Raw genomic sequence first — 15,318 nt, 5'->3', positions numbered from 1 at the left:
TTTAAGCTAATTTAGATAGATGATTACCTGCCGCCTCTGGTTGGTCTGCCGCCACCGCCGCCACCACCGCCAGAACTACCGCTTGATCCTCGGCTGCCGCCACCGCTACTTGATGGTGGAGGAGAACTTTGGGCTGGTGGGTTATAGGTAGGTGCAGGTGCTGGCCTAGATGGAGCTTCGCTTCTGGTTGGCCTTGCATCGGAAGTTGAACCGCCTCTGCTTGGTCTGCCGTCGTTAGAACTGCTGGTGCTGTTCGGACGAGAAGTGCCACCATTGGTTGCCGGATTATACATTTCGGCTCTACTTCTGGTAATTACACCATTATTATTGCCATTATTAGCTCTTGATGGAACGCCTGATGAAGCGCCACCGCCATAGTAGTTGCCTCTGCTGCCTGCACGGCCTACGCCGTTTTCGCTACCTCTCGAAGGTCTAGAACCATAATTCGGGTTGTAGGTGCCACGACCTGCATAGTAGCCACCGCCACCTCCGTACCAGCCACCACCATAATAAGGGTTGCCGTACCAAGAGTAAGGGCCCCACCAGCTTCCGTAGTAAGGATTGCCCCAACCATAGTATGAATATGGGCTGTACCAGTTGTAGTAATTGTAGAAATTGGCACCTAAGGAGAAACCGAAGTAAGGGCCATACATACCATAGCCGTACCACGAGCTATAGCCATAATAATTGTAGTAAGGGTCATAGTAGCCTCTATAGGGGCTGCCATAATAGAACCTGTCTATACGCGAAGCATAATCCATGTCGTAATAAGGATCGCTGTTGGTATAAGACGAATTGTCTACATCGGTCTGTGTAGTCGATTGAACCGGGTCCGCCTGCTTGTATTCTTTGGCTTTGGCCACGGTTCCGTACACATCATCGTCTATGGCACTGTTCTGTGCCAATTTGGGTGTTGAACAGGAAGCAACTAGCAGTGCTGTTGCTCCGAGCAAACTGGTGAGTAATTGGTTAGGTTTCATGTGTGTGTATTTAGATTATCGATTGTTTCATGGAATTTGCCGGAGGCTCATTTCATGATATGTGTGTTTTGTTTGTAAGCCCAATTAAAATTGTAGCTATAAATTTATAGCTTTGTAAACAACTTTACAAGAAATTTAACACAAAAAACGTTCCAAATAGTTATGAGCAAAGGCATTACAAGCAAAAACGACGATTATTCGCAGTGGTATAACGATATTGTTATAAAAGCTGACCTGGCAGAGCATTCTTCGGTAAAGGGCTGTATGGTAATTAAGCCATATGGTTACTCGATCTGGGAGAAAATGCAGTCGGTTTTAGACTACAAATTTAAAGAAACTGGTCACAGCAATGCTTATTTTCCCTTGTTCATCCCCAAATCATACTTTTCTAAAGAAGCTGCGCACGTGGAGGGCTTTGCTACCGAGTGTGCCGTAGTAACTCACTACCGTTTAAAAAACGATGGCAACGGCAATATTATTGTTGATGAAGAGGCCAAACTGGAAGAAGAACTGATCGTTAGGCCAACTTCCGAAACCATTATCTGGAATACCTATAAAGGATGGATCCAGTCTTACCGCGATTTGCCTTTGCTGATTAACCAATGGGCAAACGTAGTGCGTTGGGAAATGAGGACGCGTTTGTTCTTGCGTACCACTGAGTTCTTGTGGCAAGAAGGCCATACGGCACATGCTACTGCCGAAGAAGCCATTGCCGAAACCGAAAAAATGCTGGATGTTTATGCCGATTTTGCAGAAAACTGGATGGCAGTTCCGGTAGTTAGGGGTAAAAAAACACCAACAGAACGTTTTGCTGGCGCTTTAGATACTTATTGCATTGAAGCCTTGATGCAAGATGGAAAAGCTTTGCAGGCCGGTACGTCGCACTTTTTGGGCCAAAACTTTGCCAAGGCATTCGATGTGAAATTTACCAATAAAGAAGGCAAGCTCGATCACGTTTGGGCAACTTCTTGGGGCGTATCAACCCGTTTAATGGGCGCTCTGATCATGTCGCATAGCGATGATTCTGGCTTGGTATTGCCTCCAAAACTGGCGCCAATCCAGGTGGTAATCGTTCCTATCCACAAGGGCAATGAAGAACTGGCCAAAATCTCGACTTTTGTGGACGAGTTGTTGCCAAAGCTCAAAGGATTGGGCATTTCGGTAAAATACGACGACCGCGACAGCCAAAGACCAGGCTTTAAATTTGCCGAATATGAACTGAAAGGCGTTCCGGTACGTTTGGCCATCGGCGCAAGAGATATGGAAAACGGCACCGTAGAAGTGGCCCGTAGAGATACCAAGGAAAAATTTACCGTGCCACAAGAAGGCTTGGATATTTATATTGCGCAATTGTTGGAAGAAATCCAGCAGAACATTTACAACAAAGCCCTGCAATTCAGGTCTGAGCATGTTACCGAAGTTAACACCTACGAAGAGTTCAAAACCATATTAGATACCAAGGCCGGTTTTATTTCGGCGCATTGGGATGGTACGGCAGAAACCGAAAAGCGGATTAAGGAAGAAACCAAAGCCACCATCAGGTGTATTCCTTTAAACAATAAGCAGGAAGAAGGTGTTTGTATCTTAACCGGAAAGCCATCGAGCCAAAGGGTATTGTTTGCAAGAGCCTACTAGAACGTATAGGGATAAGCGTATAGCGTATGGCGATAACAAAACGAGAATAGAATTGATTTGAATTTTGTTTTGATTATTTATCGCTATATGCACTACTCAATACGCTATACGCCATACTCAAATCAACCAAAAAATGAGCGAAGAAAACTATAAACAGATACTGGGCAAGCTAGAAAGCAAAGCTTCTTTAAAACAGGCCATTTACCGGAGCACAGCCGAAGTGTTTGGACAGACCAAGAACATACTTTCGAAGATTGCCACCAGGCTGCATGCCGATTACACGCCACTCGATCCCTCGGTAGAGGTGAACTATAAAGAGAACAACCAGTTCGAAGCGCAGCTGAAATTTTCTGGCGATATGCTCATGTTGTCAATGCACAGTAATGTTTTCAATTTTGACGAGGCGCATTCCATCTTCCAGAGCAATTACGTGAAGGCCGACAAAAGCCTGAGTTATTGTGGCGTGATTTATGTTCACAATTTCCTGGCCGATTCGATCAAGTATAACCGCTTGGCCGACGAAGGCACGCTGATCGCACGTATTTTGATCAATAAGGAAAAACATTTTATGGTAGAAGGCGAGGGCGCATTGGGTTTTTTGTACGAAGACTTTGAAGCCAATGTGATTACCGAAGAAAAGCTGACCGATATTTTGGAAAGATCGATCCTTTTTTGTTTAAATACCGATTTGTTGCTGCCGCCTTTTGCGCAGATCAAAGACGTAACGCTGCATCAGAAGCAAACCATGGTGGCCGGCAGCGGCTATCCAACAGGTAAGCGATTAGGTTATTTGTTTAGTTCAGAAATACAACAGAATAGTTAAAACAGATAGGCGAATGGCGTTTGGCGCAAAGCGAAACACCGTGATCTTATCTCCATATCATCATTAAATTACAGTATGAAATTTGCAACAAAAGCTATCCATGCTGGTCAGGAGCCCGATCCAACAACCGGAGCGGTAATGACCCCAATCTATCAAACCTCAACTTACTGGCAAAAATCGCCAGGTGCACACAAAGGCTACGAATACTCGAGGGGAACCAACCCAACGCGTAAGGCTTTGGAAGATTGTTTGGCCGCTTTAGAAAACTGTAAATACGGACTGGCCTTTAGCAGCGGTATGGGTGCAACAGATGCGGTTTTGCGTTTGTTAAAACCTGGTGATGAAGTAATTACGGGCAACGACCTTTACGGTGGCTCTTACCGTATTTTTACCAAGGTTTACGAAAAATATGGCATCAAATTCCATTTCCTGGATTTGTCAAAGCCAGAAAATATGGTGCCCTATATCAACGAACGTACCAAATTGGTTTGGATCGAAACGCCAACCAATCCAACCATGCGCATCATTGATATTGCCGGTGTGGCCAAGATTGCCAAAAAACACGACCTGCTACTCACGGTTGACAATACCTTCGCTTCTCCATATTTGCAAAACCCGGCAGATTTGGGTGCGGATATCGTGATGCACTCGGTAACCAAATACATTGGCGGCCACTCTGACGTAGTGATGGGCGCCCTGCTAACCAACAACGAACAGCTGTATAAAGACCTGTTCTTTGTGTACAACGCTTGTGGAGCAACTCCGGGTCCGCAGGATTCTTTCTTGGTACTGAGGGGCATCAAAACCTTGCATCTGCGCATGAAAGCGCATTGCGAAAACGGCGAAAAAGTAGCCCATTACTTAAAAAAACATCCTAAAATCGATAAGATCTATTGGCCGGGCTTTGAAGACCATCCTAACCACGACATTGCCAAAAAGCAGATGCGCGGTTTTGGCGGTATGGTGTCTATTACCTTAAAAGATGCCGATTTGGAAGAAACTTTTAGGGTGGCATCGCGCTTTAAGGTGTTTTCGCTGGCCGAATCGCTGGGTGGGGTCGAATCGTTGGTTAACCATCCAACTACCATGACCCACGGCTCTATTCCGAAAGAAGAACGCGAAAAAGTTGGCGTAACCGATAACCTTTTGCGTTTGAGCGTTGGTGTTGAAGATATTGAAGACTTATTGGCCGATTTGGAACAAGCTTTGTCTTAATGGAATTCTTGGAACTGAAAGATTTTTTGGACGTTAAAGTGGCGCAGTACAACCGCCCCAATTTTATTCCGAACGATCCTATTTGTATTCCGCACCAATATCAGCAAAAACAAGACATAGAAATTGCCGCATTTTTTGCGGCAATTTTAGCTTGGGGCCAGCGCAAAACCATCATCAATAAATGCAATGAACTTTTGGCTCGGATGGACAATGCACCCTACGATTTTATGCGCCATCATGGCGACGAAGATTTGAAAGGATTGCTGGGCTTTAAGCATCGTACTTTTAACGATACCGACCTGTTGTATTTTGTGGCTTTTTTTAAGCAGCATTACGAGCAGTCCAACAGTTTGGAAACAGCCTTTTTACCTCGAAATACTTATATAGCCGATTATTTGCCCGCCCTGGAAAGGAGCGAGGTGAGCATGGCTTCTTCTGCCTGTTTGCTGGATGAAATGGAGCCTGGCAGTTTTACGGCCGAAAAGGCACTCAACCATTTCAGGTCCTATTTTTTTAGCCTGCCCGATTACCCGAGAAGAACCATCAAGCACATTTCGTCGCCTCTGCAAAAATCGACTTGCAAGCGCCTCAATATGTTTTTGAGGTGGATGGTACGCAAAGACAACTGTGGCGTTGATTTTGGCATCTGGAATACCATTCCGGCCAGCGAACTGGTTTGCCCCTGCGATGTGCATGTAGACCGCGTGGCCCGAAAACTCGGACTGATCGAGCGTAAACAAACCGATTGGCAAACGGCCGTAGAACTGACTTCTAAATTGCGGGAACTCGATCCGCAAGACCCGGTTAAATACGACTTTGCCTTGTTTGGTTTGGGGATAGAGGAGAAGTTCTAGTTTGTTGGTTCATTAGTGTCATTAGTTCATTAGTCATTGTATAGATTCCTCTGTTAGGACGCCGATTTAGCGACTGTTCCTTTTGAAGAGGAAGAAATTAAGGAGCATGAAGCTATTTTTTATTGTTTATTCCAAGTTTCCGATTGATATTGCGTCCATAAGGAGAGCACCTGTTTTTTGAAAATAGGCTTTGTGCTAAAGGCGGGATCAAGTTTGTAATCACCACCCATAAATGTTGTTGCGGTGGCCTTAATTCGAGTATGCCCTCTCAACGCATATTTTTTGTCGCCTTCGTACATGATGATTTTGCTTGACATCGGACTGTAATCGCTACGGCAATTGTTTCTATAAACCATCCACACCTCTGCGATTCCGTTATGGTCTAAATCCGTTATTGATAAAGTAAACCTCTAAATCGAATGGACATTCTTTGTCAAAATCATTGATTTTCCAAAGCAATTTGGCTTCATTTCCCCCCATGATATAATGATAGGCATACAGCGCTGCATCCTTAAAGCCATCGTCGTCTTTTACGGTTTTGCTTTGCATTTTTCCGGTTTCTGTAGCAATTACCACATTTTCGCCTAAACTATCTGTCCATTTTACAGCGTAGACCACTTTTCCTTGGTACTTCAGGTTTTTAGGTATTTCGTTCTTGTCAATTTTATCTACCCTTAACTGGGCAAAAGTACAAATAGAAATGAATGAGAAAATAAGCGTTAGTTTGAGTTTCATGCGTTAATGATCGAAAAACGAATTTATAGTTAATTGTTGAGTTCAGGTGATAACTTATAGAATTATTTATCGCTATGGATTTAAGTGCTGCTTCCAAAAATAATCGCAAAGAGAAGGAGCGTTCCGCAAAACGTATCAAGGGCTTCCTATTTTACCCTCTGCCTTCCTGCCTTCTACCTTCTTTGGTCTTTATCCTTTTTTCCTCAGCCTTCTCCTATTTTAACTATCTTTAAAGCATGATTAACCATCAAGCCGAAATAGAAAAATTCGATGCCATGGGCGAGAAAACGGGCTGGAGCTATGTTTTTATCCCGCAGGCGGTTGCCAATCAGCTTAAACCCGGCGAAAAGAAAAGCTTCAGGGTTAAAGGACAAATAGATGGGCTAGAAGTTAGCGGCGTGGCGCTTTTGCCAATGGGCGAAGGCGATTTTATTATCCCGCTGAAAGCCGACCTACGCAAAAAGCTTAAAAAGGAAGAAGGCGCAACAGTAAGCCTGAGCTTGGTTTTCGATGCTGATTTTAAGATTGAAATGCCCGACGATTTGGAGATCTGCCTGGCCGACGAAGAGGAACTGATGCAACAATTTTTATCGATGCCCAAATCGCACCAAAACTATTTTATCAATTGGCTAAATTCGGCCAAAACAGAGGCAACGCGCATCAAAAGGATCATCATGATTGTAGAGGCCATGGCCAAGAAGTATAATTATGGACAGATGATACGGGAGGCTAGGGAGAAGTCTTAAGTCGGGAGTCTATAGTTAATGGTCGATAGTCCATGGTAGGGGAGCCCGAAAGCCTTTGGTCTTTCGGCTTTGGTCTTTAACCTTTCACCCTCAGCCTTCTACCTTTTTCCGCTTAGCGATCGTACTTACGGAACCAGCTGTTGATTTTCATTTGGATCACGCCCAAAAAGGCTTCCCTAAAAATACGGGTGCTCATTTTTGAGGTACCCTCGGTTCTGTCGGTAAAAATGATAGGCACTTCTACTACCTTAAAGCCGTATTTGATGGCCGTAAATTTCATCTCGATCTGAAAGGCATAGCCCACAAATTTGATTTTTTCTGTCGGGATGGTTTCCAATACCTCGCGTCGGTAGCACTTGAAACCGGCAGTAGCATCCTGTATGTTGATGCGCGTAATGAAACGAACGTACATCGATGCAAAATACGACATCAGCACCCTGCCCATCGGCCAGTTGACTACGTTAACGCCTTTAACATACCTTGAACCTATGGCCACATCAGCACCGCCATTTACAAATTCCGAAACCGGCAAACAAGCAGCCCTTAGCCTCACTAAATCTTCGGGATTGTGCGAGAAGTCGGCATCCATTTCGAAAATGTACTGGTAACTACGCTTTAAGGCCCATTTAAAGCCGTGGATATACGCCGTACCCAAGCCCATTTTGCCTTTGCGTTCTTCGATGTGCAGCTGGCCCGGAAAGTCTTGTTGCAGGTGCTTTACAATGCCGGCAGTGCCATCGGGAGAGCCGTCGTCGATAATCAGGATTTCGAAAGGATGATTGAGCGAAAAAACCTTGCGGATGATTTTTTCAATATTCTCTTTCTCGTTGTAGGTAGGGATGATAACCAGGCTGTCGCGCACTTGCAATGTTGGATTTTAGATTGACGATTTTCGATGTGTTTTAAATCGGCGATAAAATTAGCTATTAAAAACCAAAAGCCCGAAATTTCTTTTCGGGCTTTTGGTTAAATGATGTTAAAATTTGATTAATCGATCACATCTTGGTGCATCATCTTTTGTAGTTTTTTGGTGATGGCAAATAAAATCAAAGAAGCGATACCCGCCATTACTACGAACATGATAAAAAATTCGTACAAAGAATTGATTTGGAAGCCTAAAATAGATTGGTATTCAAAAGGGATTTTAAGGTCTTTTAGCTTGGTGAGCTCTTCGGCCGTAGGTGTCACCTGTTTGGTTAAAATAGGTTGCAGGTTGATGCCGGCATCGGCAGCTTTTTTAACTTCGGCTATCCCTGGAGGATAAAGTGCGCTCAAGATACCAACAAACTTGTTGGCAACGGCATTTGCCAAAAACCAAACTGCCATTAACAGGGAAGCAAATTTTAGTGGAGCCAGCTTATTTACCAATGATAGGCCAATTGGCGAAAGACAGAGCTCACCACAGGTATGCAATGCATACATACCTACCAACCACATCATGCTTACTTTTACCGAAGCTGAAACGTCTTTAACGCCAAAGGCAATCCATAAATAGCCCAAGGCCAGCAAGAACAAGCCAATAGCCATTTTTGTAGGCGAAGAAGGTTCTTTTTTGCCTAATTTAATCCATAGCCAAGCAAAGATCGGTGCAAAAGAAACCACAAAAATAGAATTGAGTGAGGCAAAAACACTGGCTGGGATGTTCACAAAGCCTAAATCGCGCTGGGTTTGTTCTTCGGCAAAAAAGGTTAACGAAGCACCTGCCTGTTCAAATGCGCTCCAAAAGAAAATCACAAAGAAGGCCACGATAAAAATTACGATTACCCTTTCCTTTTCTATTTTGTTGAGTGTTTTGTCTGAGAAAATGATAAAGGCAATAAAAAGCACAGAAGCCAGTAGCAGATAGGTGATAAAGCTGAAAACCTTAGCTTCAACATATAACATTCCGATCATTAATGTAGCAAAGGCAGCAAGGCCCAAAATAATTAAAACGGGATTGGACATTGCTTTTGGAGCGTCTTTAGGAACAAGTCCCAATGGTTTTCCTTCAGGAGTTACAACATATTTAGTTTGGAAAATCAATTGGACGATTACGCCTAATAGCATGGCAATTCCTCCAGCCAAAAACGCCCATTTAAAATCAAATACGTTACCTGTGTCGCCTAAGAAACCGCAAACGATTGGACCAATTGCCCCTCCAACATTAATACCCATATAAAAGATAGTATAGGCCGCATCGGTTCTCCTGTCGCCTTTTGGATAAAGCTGGCCTACCAGCGAAGAAATATTTGGCTTAAAGAAGCCATTTCCAGCTATCATTAACCCCAATCCGGAAAAGAACAAAAGGGTGGATAAACCTCCGGCATTGTAATTAGATGCACAGAAAAATAAAACAAATTCTCCCAAGGCCATTACTAAGCCTCCCACAATAATCGAACGCTTATTGCCCCAATAACGATCGGCAATATATCCTCCGATAAGTGGTGTTAGATAAACCAAAGAGGTGTAGCTACCATAAAGGTTTGATGCAAAAACCTTGTCGAACATGAGCGCTTTGGTCATAAACAAGATGAGCACGGCCCGCATACCGTAGTAATTGAAGCGCTCCCACATTTCGGTGGCGAACAGCACATAAAGGCCCTTTGGATGTCCCTTGGCGGCCGGGGATTGAATTTCTTCTGAATTCATGGTTTAGATTAGTTTTTAGTCCTGTTAAATTAAAATTAGTTTATTTGGTATCTTGAATAGGCTATTTAACGCCTACTTCTTTCATAATTCCATTCAGCCATTTGAGCAAAATGAAGCCAATAACGGCCGAAAATAACAACAATGCAAAATTTACCCAAAAGAAATTCGATTTGTCGCCGTAAGTGTCCCACATGGTGGCCAATACGCCCGATAATTTGTTGCCGATAGAGGTAGATAAAAACCAGCCACCCATCATCAGCGAGGTAATCCTTACCGGACTTAGCTTAGAAACCAGCGACAAGCCCATCGGACTTAAAAACAGCTCACCTATGGTAATTACCCCGTAACTGCCCATGAGCCAGAGCACCGAAACTTTTTCGGAACCGTTGCCACCCGCATATACCGCGCCCACCATAACCAATACCGAAAGTGCCGAAATAAATACGCCAAAAATAATTTTGCTGGCTGTGCTCGGCTCTTTGTCCCTGCGCCTTAGCCAGGTAAAAAAAGCTACGATAAGTGGTGTAAGGATGATTACCCAGGCCGGATTGATAGACAGACTTAAATTGGTAGCCCAAAGTTCTACATGCTCGCCTTCTTTAGGCAATTGGGCAGCAGGTACGTTTTTAAAATAGGTAGGGTAGTTGAATTCTTTTTGGACAACGCCGTCTTTTTTCTGCAGGCGAAATGCCTCGTCGTATAAGGCAACGCTGTCTTTTTGGTAAACGACGTTTTGCGAGAGGCTTAGGCTAGAAAAAGCCTGTTTGGCCGTAGGATTGCTTACCTCGCGGTTGGTATAGCGGTCGGCCCAAGTGGTAAGCGCCGTTCCGTTTTGCTTAAATACGGCCCAAAACAAAATAACCACGATAAAAATGGTCAGTAAAGCGGCCAAAGGTCTTTTTTCGGCTTTGCTGGCCTTAAAATATAAAGAGCCGTAAAAATAGATGACTGGCAAACAGGCAAAAATAAAGGCATCGGTTGAGTTGGAACCTACCAATGCATGGCCCAAAAGCTTGGTGGGCACAATCCATCCAATAACCCCAGCAATTAACGAAGGGAAGAGGATAAGCATGGTGATTTTGGCAAAAGACATATCGCCCTCTTGTACGCCTTTTTTAATATCGAAGGCCCGGTAATGTTTCAAGCCGGTTAAAAATACAATTACACCGATAAACATACCGATACCCGCGGCCAAGAAAGCATATTCCCAGCCCAGCATAATGTACATGGCGGCACCGAAGAAATTACAGATAAAGGCGCCCACGTTGATCCCCATGTAGAAGATGTTGTAGCCATCGTCTTTTTTATCCTGGTATTCGGGGGTCGAATAGATATTGCCCAGCAGGGTAGAAATGTTGGGCTTAAAAAAGCCATTGCCGATAATAACCAGGGTCATAGCCAAATACAGCATGGTAAGGCTGTGTACGCCCATCAGGCAGTAGCCAACACCCATCATCAAGCCACCGATAACGATAGATTTGGTGTAGCCCAAATACCTGTCGGCGATTAAGCCACCCAAAAAAGGCGTTAAAAATACGAGGGCGATAAAAGTACCGTACAAATCGGCCGATTCGGCTTCAGTCATGGCAAATCCGGCTTTCACGTCTTTAAGGTACAGGGTAAAAATGCCGATCATTAAATAGTAGCCGAAGCGTTCCCACATTTCAGAAAGAAATAGGAACGGTAGTCCCTTGGGGTGTTTTACTTTAGGGGTAGCAGACATAAATGATTAAAATAGTTCTAGTTTCAAAGTGTGTATAACCCGCAATATAAGTACATGTAGGCAGAGTAGCAAATTTTTAAGTTTTGAGCGGGAGTTTGGCTTCAATGGCCAGATTTGGTGACGATGGTAGAAGCCTTTACCGGCCTGCCGTAATAGTCGTCGTTGGGCGAAGGTTCGTTTTTAAGTTCTACATCCTCCACCAAAGACAGTTTGCCCCAGGTTAATTTGTAGCCATCAAAGCTCAGGTCGGCACCGTAGTACTCGAAATTACCTGTCATTTTTGGATCGTAGGGCGCTAAATGATCGAAAACAATCATGTTTACTTTAGAATCTACCGTCAAGGTCATGGAATTGAGCTTGTTGTATTCGAACACCACACGGTTTTTGGTAGGTCCGTTTTTGCTGATTTCGAAAATGTTTTTGCCAAAAACGGGTTCGTTTTTCTCAAAGGATAACACATCGATTACTTTTTTGGTGGTTTTCTGATTGTTGCCCTTCCAGCCCAAAAGAATAAAGTAAGGCTGCTTGCCGTTAACAATTACCGGCACCATTTCATAATAGCGTGCGCCGAACCAGTTTTTATTGCTCGTAATGACGTTCGCATCCGTAAGGTTGTTGGTGTCGTCTGTTAGGGGGTAAAGTTTAAGTGCGCCATTGGTGTGTGGCAATTGGATGGTGCCATAATAGCGATAGCCTCCTTCGTCGGTAGGGATAAACCAGGTAATGATGCGAAATGAATTGTCGGGCGATTTGAGGATGGAGATACGCTTGAGCGAATCAAAACCATAGTTGAAAGAGCCATTGATTTTCAGCGCCGCCACAAATTTCTTTACAAACTGTGCATTTTTCTCTAAACGGCTCTGGTTGTCTTTGGCCATGAAAGTTTCGTCGCTTAAAATGCGCAGCGAATCCTGATAAGCGTTGAGTTTGGGATCGTTGTTGAGGTTATAACTATGTTGTGCACTTAACCGGGTAAATGCACAACATAATAACATGAGGATTGTATAATTTCTAACTGCGTTAAACATCCAACTTGTTTTGTTTAGGTTAACGCAGATTTTCGATCACTATTGCACTGGCACCACCACCTCCGTTGCAGATACCGGCTACGCCGATTTTGCCTTGGTTTTGGGCCAATACCGAAAGCAGGGTTACAATGATCCTGGCGCCCGAGGCCCCTAGTGGGTGACCAATAGCAACGGCACCGCCATTAACGTTAACTTGTTCTTCTTTGAGGCCAAGCTCTTGGTTGTTGGCTAATGAAACCACCGAAAAAGCTTCGTTGATTTCGAAGAAATCTACATCGGCAGTGGTAAGGTTTGCCTTGCTCAAAGCCAATGGAATAGCTTTAGATGGGGCAGTGGTAAACCATTCTGGCGCCTGTTGCGCATCGGCATAAGCCAATACTTTAGCCAAAGGCTTAATACCCATTTCTTTGGCGCGTTCGGCACTCATTAGTACCAAGGCTGCCGCACCATCGTTCAAGGTCGATGCATTGGCCGCGGTAACGGTGCCATCTTTTTTAAATACGGGCTTTAGGCTTGGGATTTTATCGAATTTTACCGCTGCAGGCTCTTCGTCGTTGCTAAACAAGGTGATTTCGCCTTTGCGGTCTTTAATTTCTACGGGAACAATCTCGTCGCTGAATTTGCCGGCACTTTGCGCTGCTTGTGCTCTTTTGTAAGATTCGATGGCAAAATTATCTTGTGCCTCACGACTGATGTGGCAGATTTCGGCGCAAAGTTCGGCAGCCGAACCCATGTGGTAGTCGTTGTAAACATCCCATAAGCCATCTTTAATCAAGCCGTCGGTTAATTGGCCATGGCCTAAACGATAGCCGTTGCGGGCCTTGTCTAAATAATAAGGCACATTGCTCATGCTCTCCATGCCACCGGCAACGATGATATCGGCATTGCCCAATGCAATACTTTGGGCGGCCAGCATTACGGCTTTGGTACCTGAGGCACATACTTTGTTAATGGTAGTGGCTGGCAGATCGGGCAAACCGGCAAATTTTGCGGCTTGGGTAGCTGGCGCCTGACCCAAATTGGCCGATAGCACGTTGCCCATGTATACTTCCTGAATATGCTCTGGTGCCAATCCGGCTTTGGCTACAGCAGCCTTAATGGCCAATCCGCCCAGTTGTGTAGCCGAAAATCCAGCTAACGAGCCACCAAAACTGCCCACGGGCGTTCTTACGGCAGCTACAATTACTACTTCTCTCATATATTGATCTTTTTGATATTTGGTTGGCGCAAGTTAGCAATTTGGCCCCAAATTATGGCAGAAGCAGCTAATTTTTGACCTTTAGCTGTGTATTGGAAAGGCCTGAACGAAAGTAAAGGCAGGTCTAATCCAGATCGGTCGATTTTTTGGAACGGCCTTTTTTCTTGGCCTTTACGGCTTCGTTAAGCAGGTACTCGATCTGGCCGTTGGTACTGCGAAACTCGTCGGCGGCCCATTGCTCGATTTCTTTGAGCAGCGCAGGGTTTATTCTTAACACAAATGCTTTTTTATCTTTCTCTGACATCGGTTTCGATAGCTCCTATGTTGTATTGACGTTTAAAATTGATCAGGAAGAGCGAAAGCTCGTCGGGTTGCGCAATGCTGAAAAGCACACGTTTGGCATTGCCCATTTCTATTTGCAGGCCGATTGATTTATCGTTAAAAATGTAGGCCTTGTCGTTGAACTTGAACCAGAGCTTGCTGCGCAGGCCCCAGCCACCATATTCGCTAAGCGCATCGTATTTTCTGATGTAGAGCCTGTCGATCTGTGTCCACGAAATGCTCTTTGCGCGTCTGGCAAATGGCGAAAACCGGTAGGTGATGCCACATTGGTCTATTTTGATTGCCAATGCACTTTTGTTGATCAGGTAAATCAGCAAATAGGGAAGAAGAACAGCCAAAACAGGTAGGAAATACATTTTTTTTAGCCCCTGCAAGCCTAAGCCGTTCTTATCGAGCAAGAACACGCTGCACACAATGATGGTCTCTATACCCAAAAGGATATAGAGCCACCAAAAGTTGAGCCGTTGTTTTTCTTCAAATTCCATTAGTTGTATAGGGTGCCGGTATTCACTACGGGTTGTACGTGCTTATCGCCACAAAGCACCACCAAGAGATTGCTTACCATGGCGGCTTTGCGCTCTTCGTCTAATTCGATAATGCCTTTTTGCGAGAGTTTTTCGAGGGCCATTTCTACCATGCCTACCGCGCCTTCCACAATCAGTCGGCGGGCAGCGATAACGGCGGCAGCCTGTTGACGTTGTAGCATGGCGCTGGCAATCTCTTGGGCATAGGCCAAGTGCGAAATACGGGCTTCGATTACCTCAATTCCGGCTCTCGACAAGCGTTCGTTCAATTCTTCTTCCAAAAGCATGTTTACTTTATCGGCACCGTCTTTGAGTGTAATGTCGGCGCTTTCGTCCTCTAAATTATCGTAGGCAAAACTGTTGGCCAAATGGCGCACGGCAGCTTCGCTTTGGATGTTGACGTATTGCAGGTAGTTTTCGACAGAAAAAGTAGCTTTGGCGGTTTCTTTAACCTGCCAAACAATTACAGCCGCGATTTCGATGGGATTACCCATTTTATCGTTCACCTTTAACTGCTGCCCATTTAAGTTGCGTGCCCTGAGCGAAAGCTTCTTTTTGGCGGTGAGGGGGTTAACCCAGAAAAAGCCGTCGGATTTTACCGTGCCCACATACTTGCCGAAAAGCGTAAGCACGCGCGATTCGTTAGGGTTTACAATAATCAGTCCGGGCAAAACCAATATAAAATCAAAAACTAGAATGGCACTGCCAGCAAAGAAACTTTCTTGGGTGAGGGCGAAAATGCCACCAGCAAGTAATACTAAAAACAAGACCAAGGTTAAATAACCTGAAGGTGGTTTGATGATTTTTTCTGTATACATAATGATATTAATTTGATATCATAAAGTGAAGCATAAAACTTGAGATTTGCAAATAATTCGGAAAGAATT

General features: G+C 44.5%; 14 protein-coding genes and 1 pseudogene. 5 read left to right on the top strand and 10 right to left on the bottom strand.

The genetic code is table 11. The features are described from left to right. Positions 1 to 23 precede the first annotated feature (23 nt). Entirely contained in the window at positions 24 to 980 is a 957-nt protein-coding gene (locus VRU48_RS05800) for a hypothetical protein (RefSeq protein ID WP_330106977.1), read from the bottom strand. Positions 981 to 1,142: 162 nt separating this feature from the next. Here VRU48_RS05800 and proS point away from each other — a divergent pair, with 162 nt between their 5' ends. From proS to VRU48_RS05780, 4 genes are all read left to right on the top strand, one after another. Beyond that, positions 1,143 to 2,615, top strand: a complete 1,473-nt coding sequence (proS, locus tag VRU48_RS05795) for a proline--tRNA ligase (RefSeq protein ID WP_330106976.1) — start codon at positions 1,143 to 1,145, stop codon at positions 2,613 to 2,615. Between the two features lie 133 nt (positions 2,616 to 2,748). Then, the gene (locus VRU48_RS05790; RefSeq protein WP_330106975.1) at positions 2,749 to 3,438 is read left to right on the top strand and encodes a hypothetical protein; all 690 of its coding nucleotides are present in this window, start codon (positions 2,749 to 2,751) and stop codon (positions 3,436 to 3,438) included. A gap of 75 nt (positions 3,439 to 3,513) precedes the next feature. Beyond that, positions 3,514 to 4,653, top strand: coding sequence for a cystathionine gamma-synthase (locus tag VRU48_RS05785; RefSeq protein ID WP_330106974.1), 1,140 nt, complete (start codon positions 3,514 to 3,516; stop codon positions 4,651 to 4,653). Next, entirely contained in the window at positions 4,653 to 5,507 is an 855-nt protein-coding gene (locus VRU48_RS05780) for a TIGR02757 family protein (RefSeq protein ID WP_330106973.1), read from the top strand. Before VRU48_RS05785 ends, VRU48_RS05780 begins: the two co-directional genes overlap by 1 nt. 119 nt (positions 5,508 to 5,626) lie before the next feature. Here the strand turns inward: VRU48_RS05780 and VRU48_RS19635 are convergent. Next, a pseudogene (locus tag VRU48_RS19635) lies at positions 5,627 to 6,056 on the bottom strand (M949_RS01915 family surface polysaccharide biosynthesis protein). Between the two features lie 422 nt (positions 6,057 to 6,478). Here VRU48_RS19635 and VRU48_RS05765 point away from each other — a divergent pair. Next, the gene (locus VRU48_RS05765; protein WP_330106970.1) at positions 6,479 to 6,988 is read left to right on the top strand and encodes a YdeI/OmpD-associated family protein; all 510 of its coding nucleotides are present in this window, start codon (positions 6,479 to 6,481) and stop codon (positions 6,986 to 6,988) included. 112 nt (positions 6,989 to 7,100) lie between these two features. Here the strand turns inward: VRU48_RS05765 and VRU48_RS05760 are convergent, their stop codons facing one another. The 8 genes from VRU48_RS05760 to VRU48_RS05725 form a co-directional block, all read right to left on the bottom strand. Then, a complete protein-coding gene (locus tag VRU48_RS05760) occupies positions 7,101 to 7,850 on the bottom strand; it encodes a polyprenol monophosphomannose synthase (RefSeq protein ID WP_330107756.1) in 750 nt (249 codons plus the stop codon). A 125-nt stretch (positions 7,851 to 7,975) separates the two neighbouring features. Then, the gene (locus VRU48_RS05755) at positions 7,976 to 9,616 is read right to left on the bottom strand and encodes a peptide MFS transporter (RefSeq protein ID WP_330106969.1); all 1,641 of its coding nucleotides are present in this window, start codon (positions 9,614 to 9,616) and stop codon (positions 7,976 to 7,978) included. Between the two features lie 61 nt (positions 9,617 to 9,677). Next, on the bottom strand, positions 9,678 to 11,339 hold the full coding sequence (locus tag VRU48_RS05750; protein ID WP_330106968.1) for a peptide MFS transporter: 1,662 nt from the start codon (positions 11,337 to 11,339) through the stop codon (positions 9,678 to 9,680). Positions 11,340 to 11,440: 101 nt separating this feature from the next. After that, positions 11,441 to 12,334 carry a hypothetical protein gene (locus VRU48_RS05745; protein ID WP_330106967.1) on the bottom strand — a complete coding sequence of 298 codons (894 nt, stop codon included), beginning with the start codon at positions 12,332 to 12,334 and terminating at the stop codon, positions 11,441 to 11,443. A gap of 52 nt (positions 12,335 to 12,386) precedes the next feature. Further along, positions 12,387 to 13,565, bottom strand: coding sequence for an acetyl-CoA C-acyltransferase (locus tag VRU48_RS05740; protein ID WP_330106966.1), 1,179 nt, complete (start codon positions 13,563 to 13,565; stop codon positions 12,387 to 12,389). A 124-nt stretch (positions 13,566 to 13,689) separates the two neighbouring features. Further along, a complete protein-coding gene (locus VRU48_RS05735) occupies positions 13,690 to 13,869 on the bottom strand; it encodes a type II toxin-antitoxin system antitoxin (RefSeq protein WP_330106965.1) in 180 nt (59 codons plus the stop codon). Then, the gene (locus VRU48_RS05730; protein WP_330106964.1) at positions 13,853 to 14,392 is read right to left on the bottom strand and encodes a hypothetical protein; all 540 of its coding nucleotides are present in this window, start codon (positions 14,390 to 14,392) and stop codon (positions 13,853 to 13,855) included. The genes VRU48_RS05735 and VRU48_RS05730 overlap by 17 nt, the downstream gene beginning before the upstream one ends. Then, positions 14,392 to 15,249, bottom strand: a complete 858-nt coding sequence (locus VRU48_RS05725) for an SPFH domain-containing protein (protein WP_330106963.1) — start codon at positions 15,247 to 15,249, stop codon at positions 14,392 to 14,394. The genes VRU48_RS05730 and VRU48_RS05725 overlap by 1 nt, the downstream gene beginning before the upstream one ends. Positions 15,250 to 15,318 lie beyond the last annotated feature (69 nt).

The organism is Pedobacter albus (assembly GCF_036324255.1).
Taxonomy (GTDB): domain Bacteria; phylum Bacteroidota; class Bacteroidia; order Sphingobacteriales; family Sphingobacteriaceae; genus Pedobacter; species Pedobacter albus.
The sequence above is the reverse complement of the archived record's forward strand: the minus strand, read 5'-3'. Positions and strand labels throughout refer to the sequence as shown.

Excerpts from the sequence above, each read along its gene's own strand:
- VRU48_RS05800 (WP_330106977.1), bottom strand. The coding sequence starts at position 980 with ATGAAACCTAACCAATTACTCACCAGTTTGCTCGGAGCAACAGCACTG.
- proS (WP_330106976.1), top strand. The coding sequence starts at position 1,143 with ATGAGCAAAGGCATTACAAGCAAAAACGACGATTATTCGCAGTGGTAT.
- VRU48_RS05790 (WP_330106975.1), top strand. The coding sequence starts at position 2,749 with ATGAGCGAAGAAAACTATAAACAGATACTGGGCAAGCTAGAAAGCAAA.
- VRU48_RS05785 (WP_330106974.1), top strand. The coding sequence starts at position 3,514 with ATGAAATTTGCAACAAAAGCTATCCATGCTGGTCAGGAGCCCGATCCA.
- VRU48_RS05780 (WP_330106973.1), top strand. The coding sequence starts at position 4,653 with ATGGAATTCTTGGAACTGAAAGATTTTTTGGACGTTAAAGTGGCGCAG.
- VRU48_RS05765 (WP_330106970.1), top strand. The coding sequence starts at position 6,479 with ATGATTAACCATCAAGCCGAAATAGAAAAATTCGATGCCATGGGCGAG.
- VRU48_RS05755 (WP_330106969.1), bottom strand. The coding sequence starts at position 9,616 with ATGAATTCAGAAGAAATTCAATCCCCGGCCGCCAAGGGACATCCAAAG.
- VRU48_RS05750 (WP_330106968.1), bottom strand. The coding sequence starts at position 11,339 with ATGTCTGCTACCCCTAAAGTAAAACACCCCAAGGGACTACCGTTCCTA.
- VRU48_RS05745 (WP_330106967.1), bottom strand. The coding sequence starts at position 12,334 with ATGTTATTATGTTGTGCATTTACCCGGTTAAGTGCACAACATAGTTAT.
- VRU48_RS05740 (WP_330106966.1), bottom strand. The coding sequence starts at position 13,565 with ATGAGAGAAGTAGTAATTGTAGCTGCCGTAAGAACGCCCGTGGGCAGT.
- VRU48_RS05735 (WP_330106965.1), bottom strand. The coding sequence starts at position 13,869 with ATGTCAGAGAAAGATAAAAAAGCATTTGTGTTAAGAATAAACCCTGCG.
- VRU48_RS05730 (WP_330106964.1), bottom strand. The coding sequence starts at position 14,392 with ATGGAATTTGAAGAAAAACAACGGCTCAACTTTTGGTGGCTCTATATC.
- VRU48_RS05725 (WP_330106963.1), bottom strand. The coding sequence starts at position 15,249 with ATGTATACAGAAAAAATCATCAAACCACCTTCAGGTTATTTAACCTTG.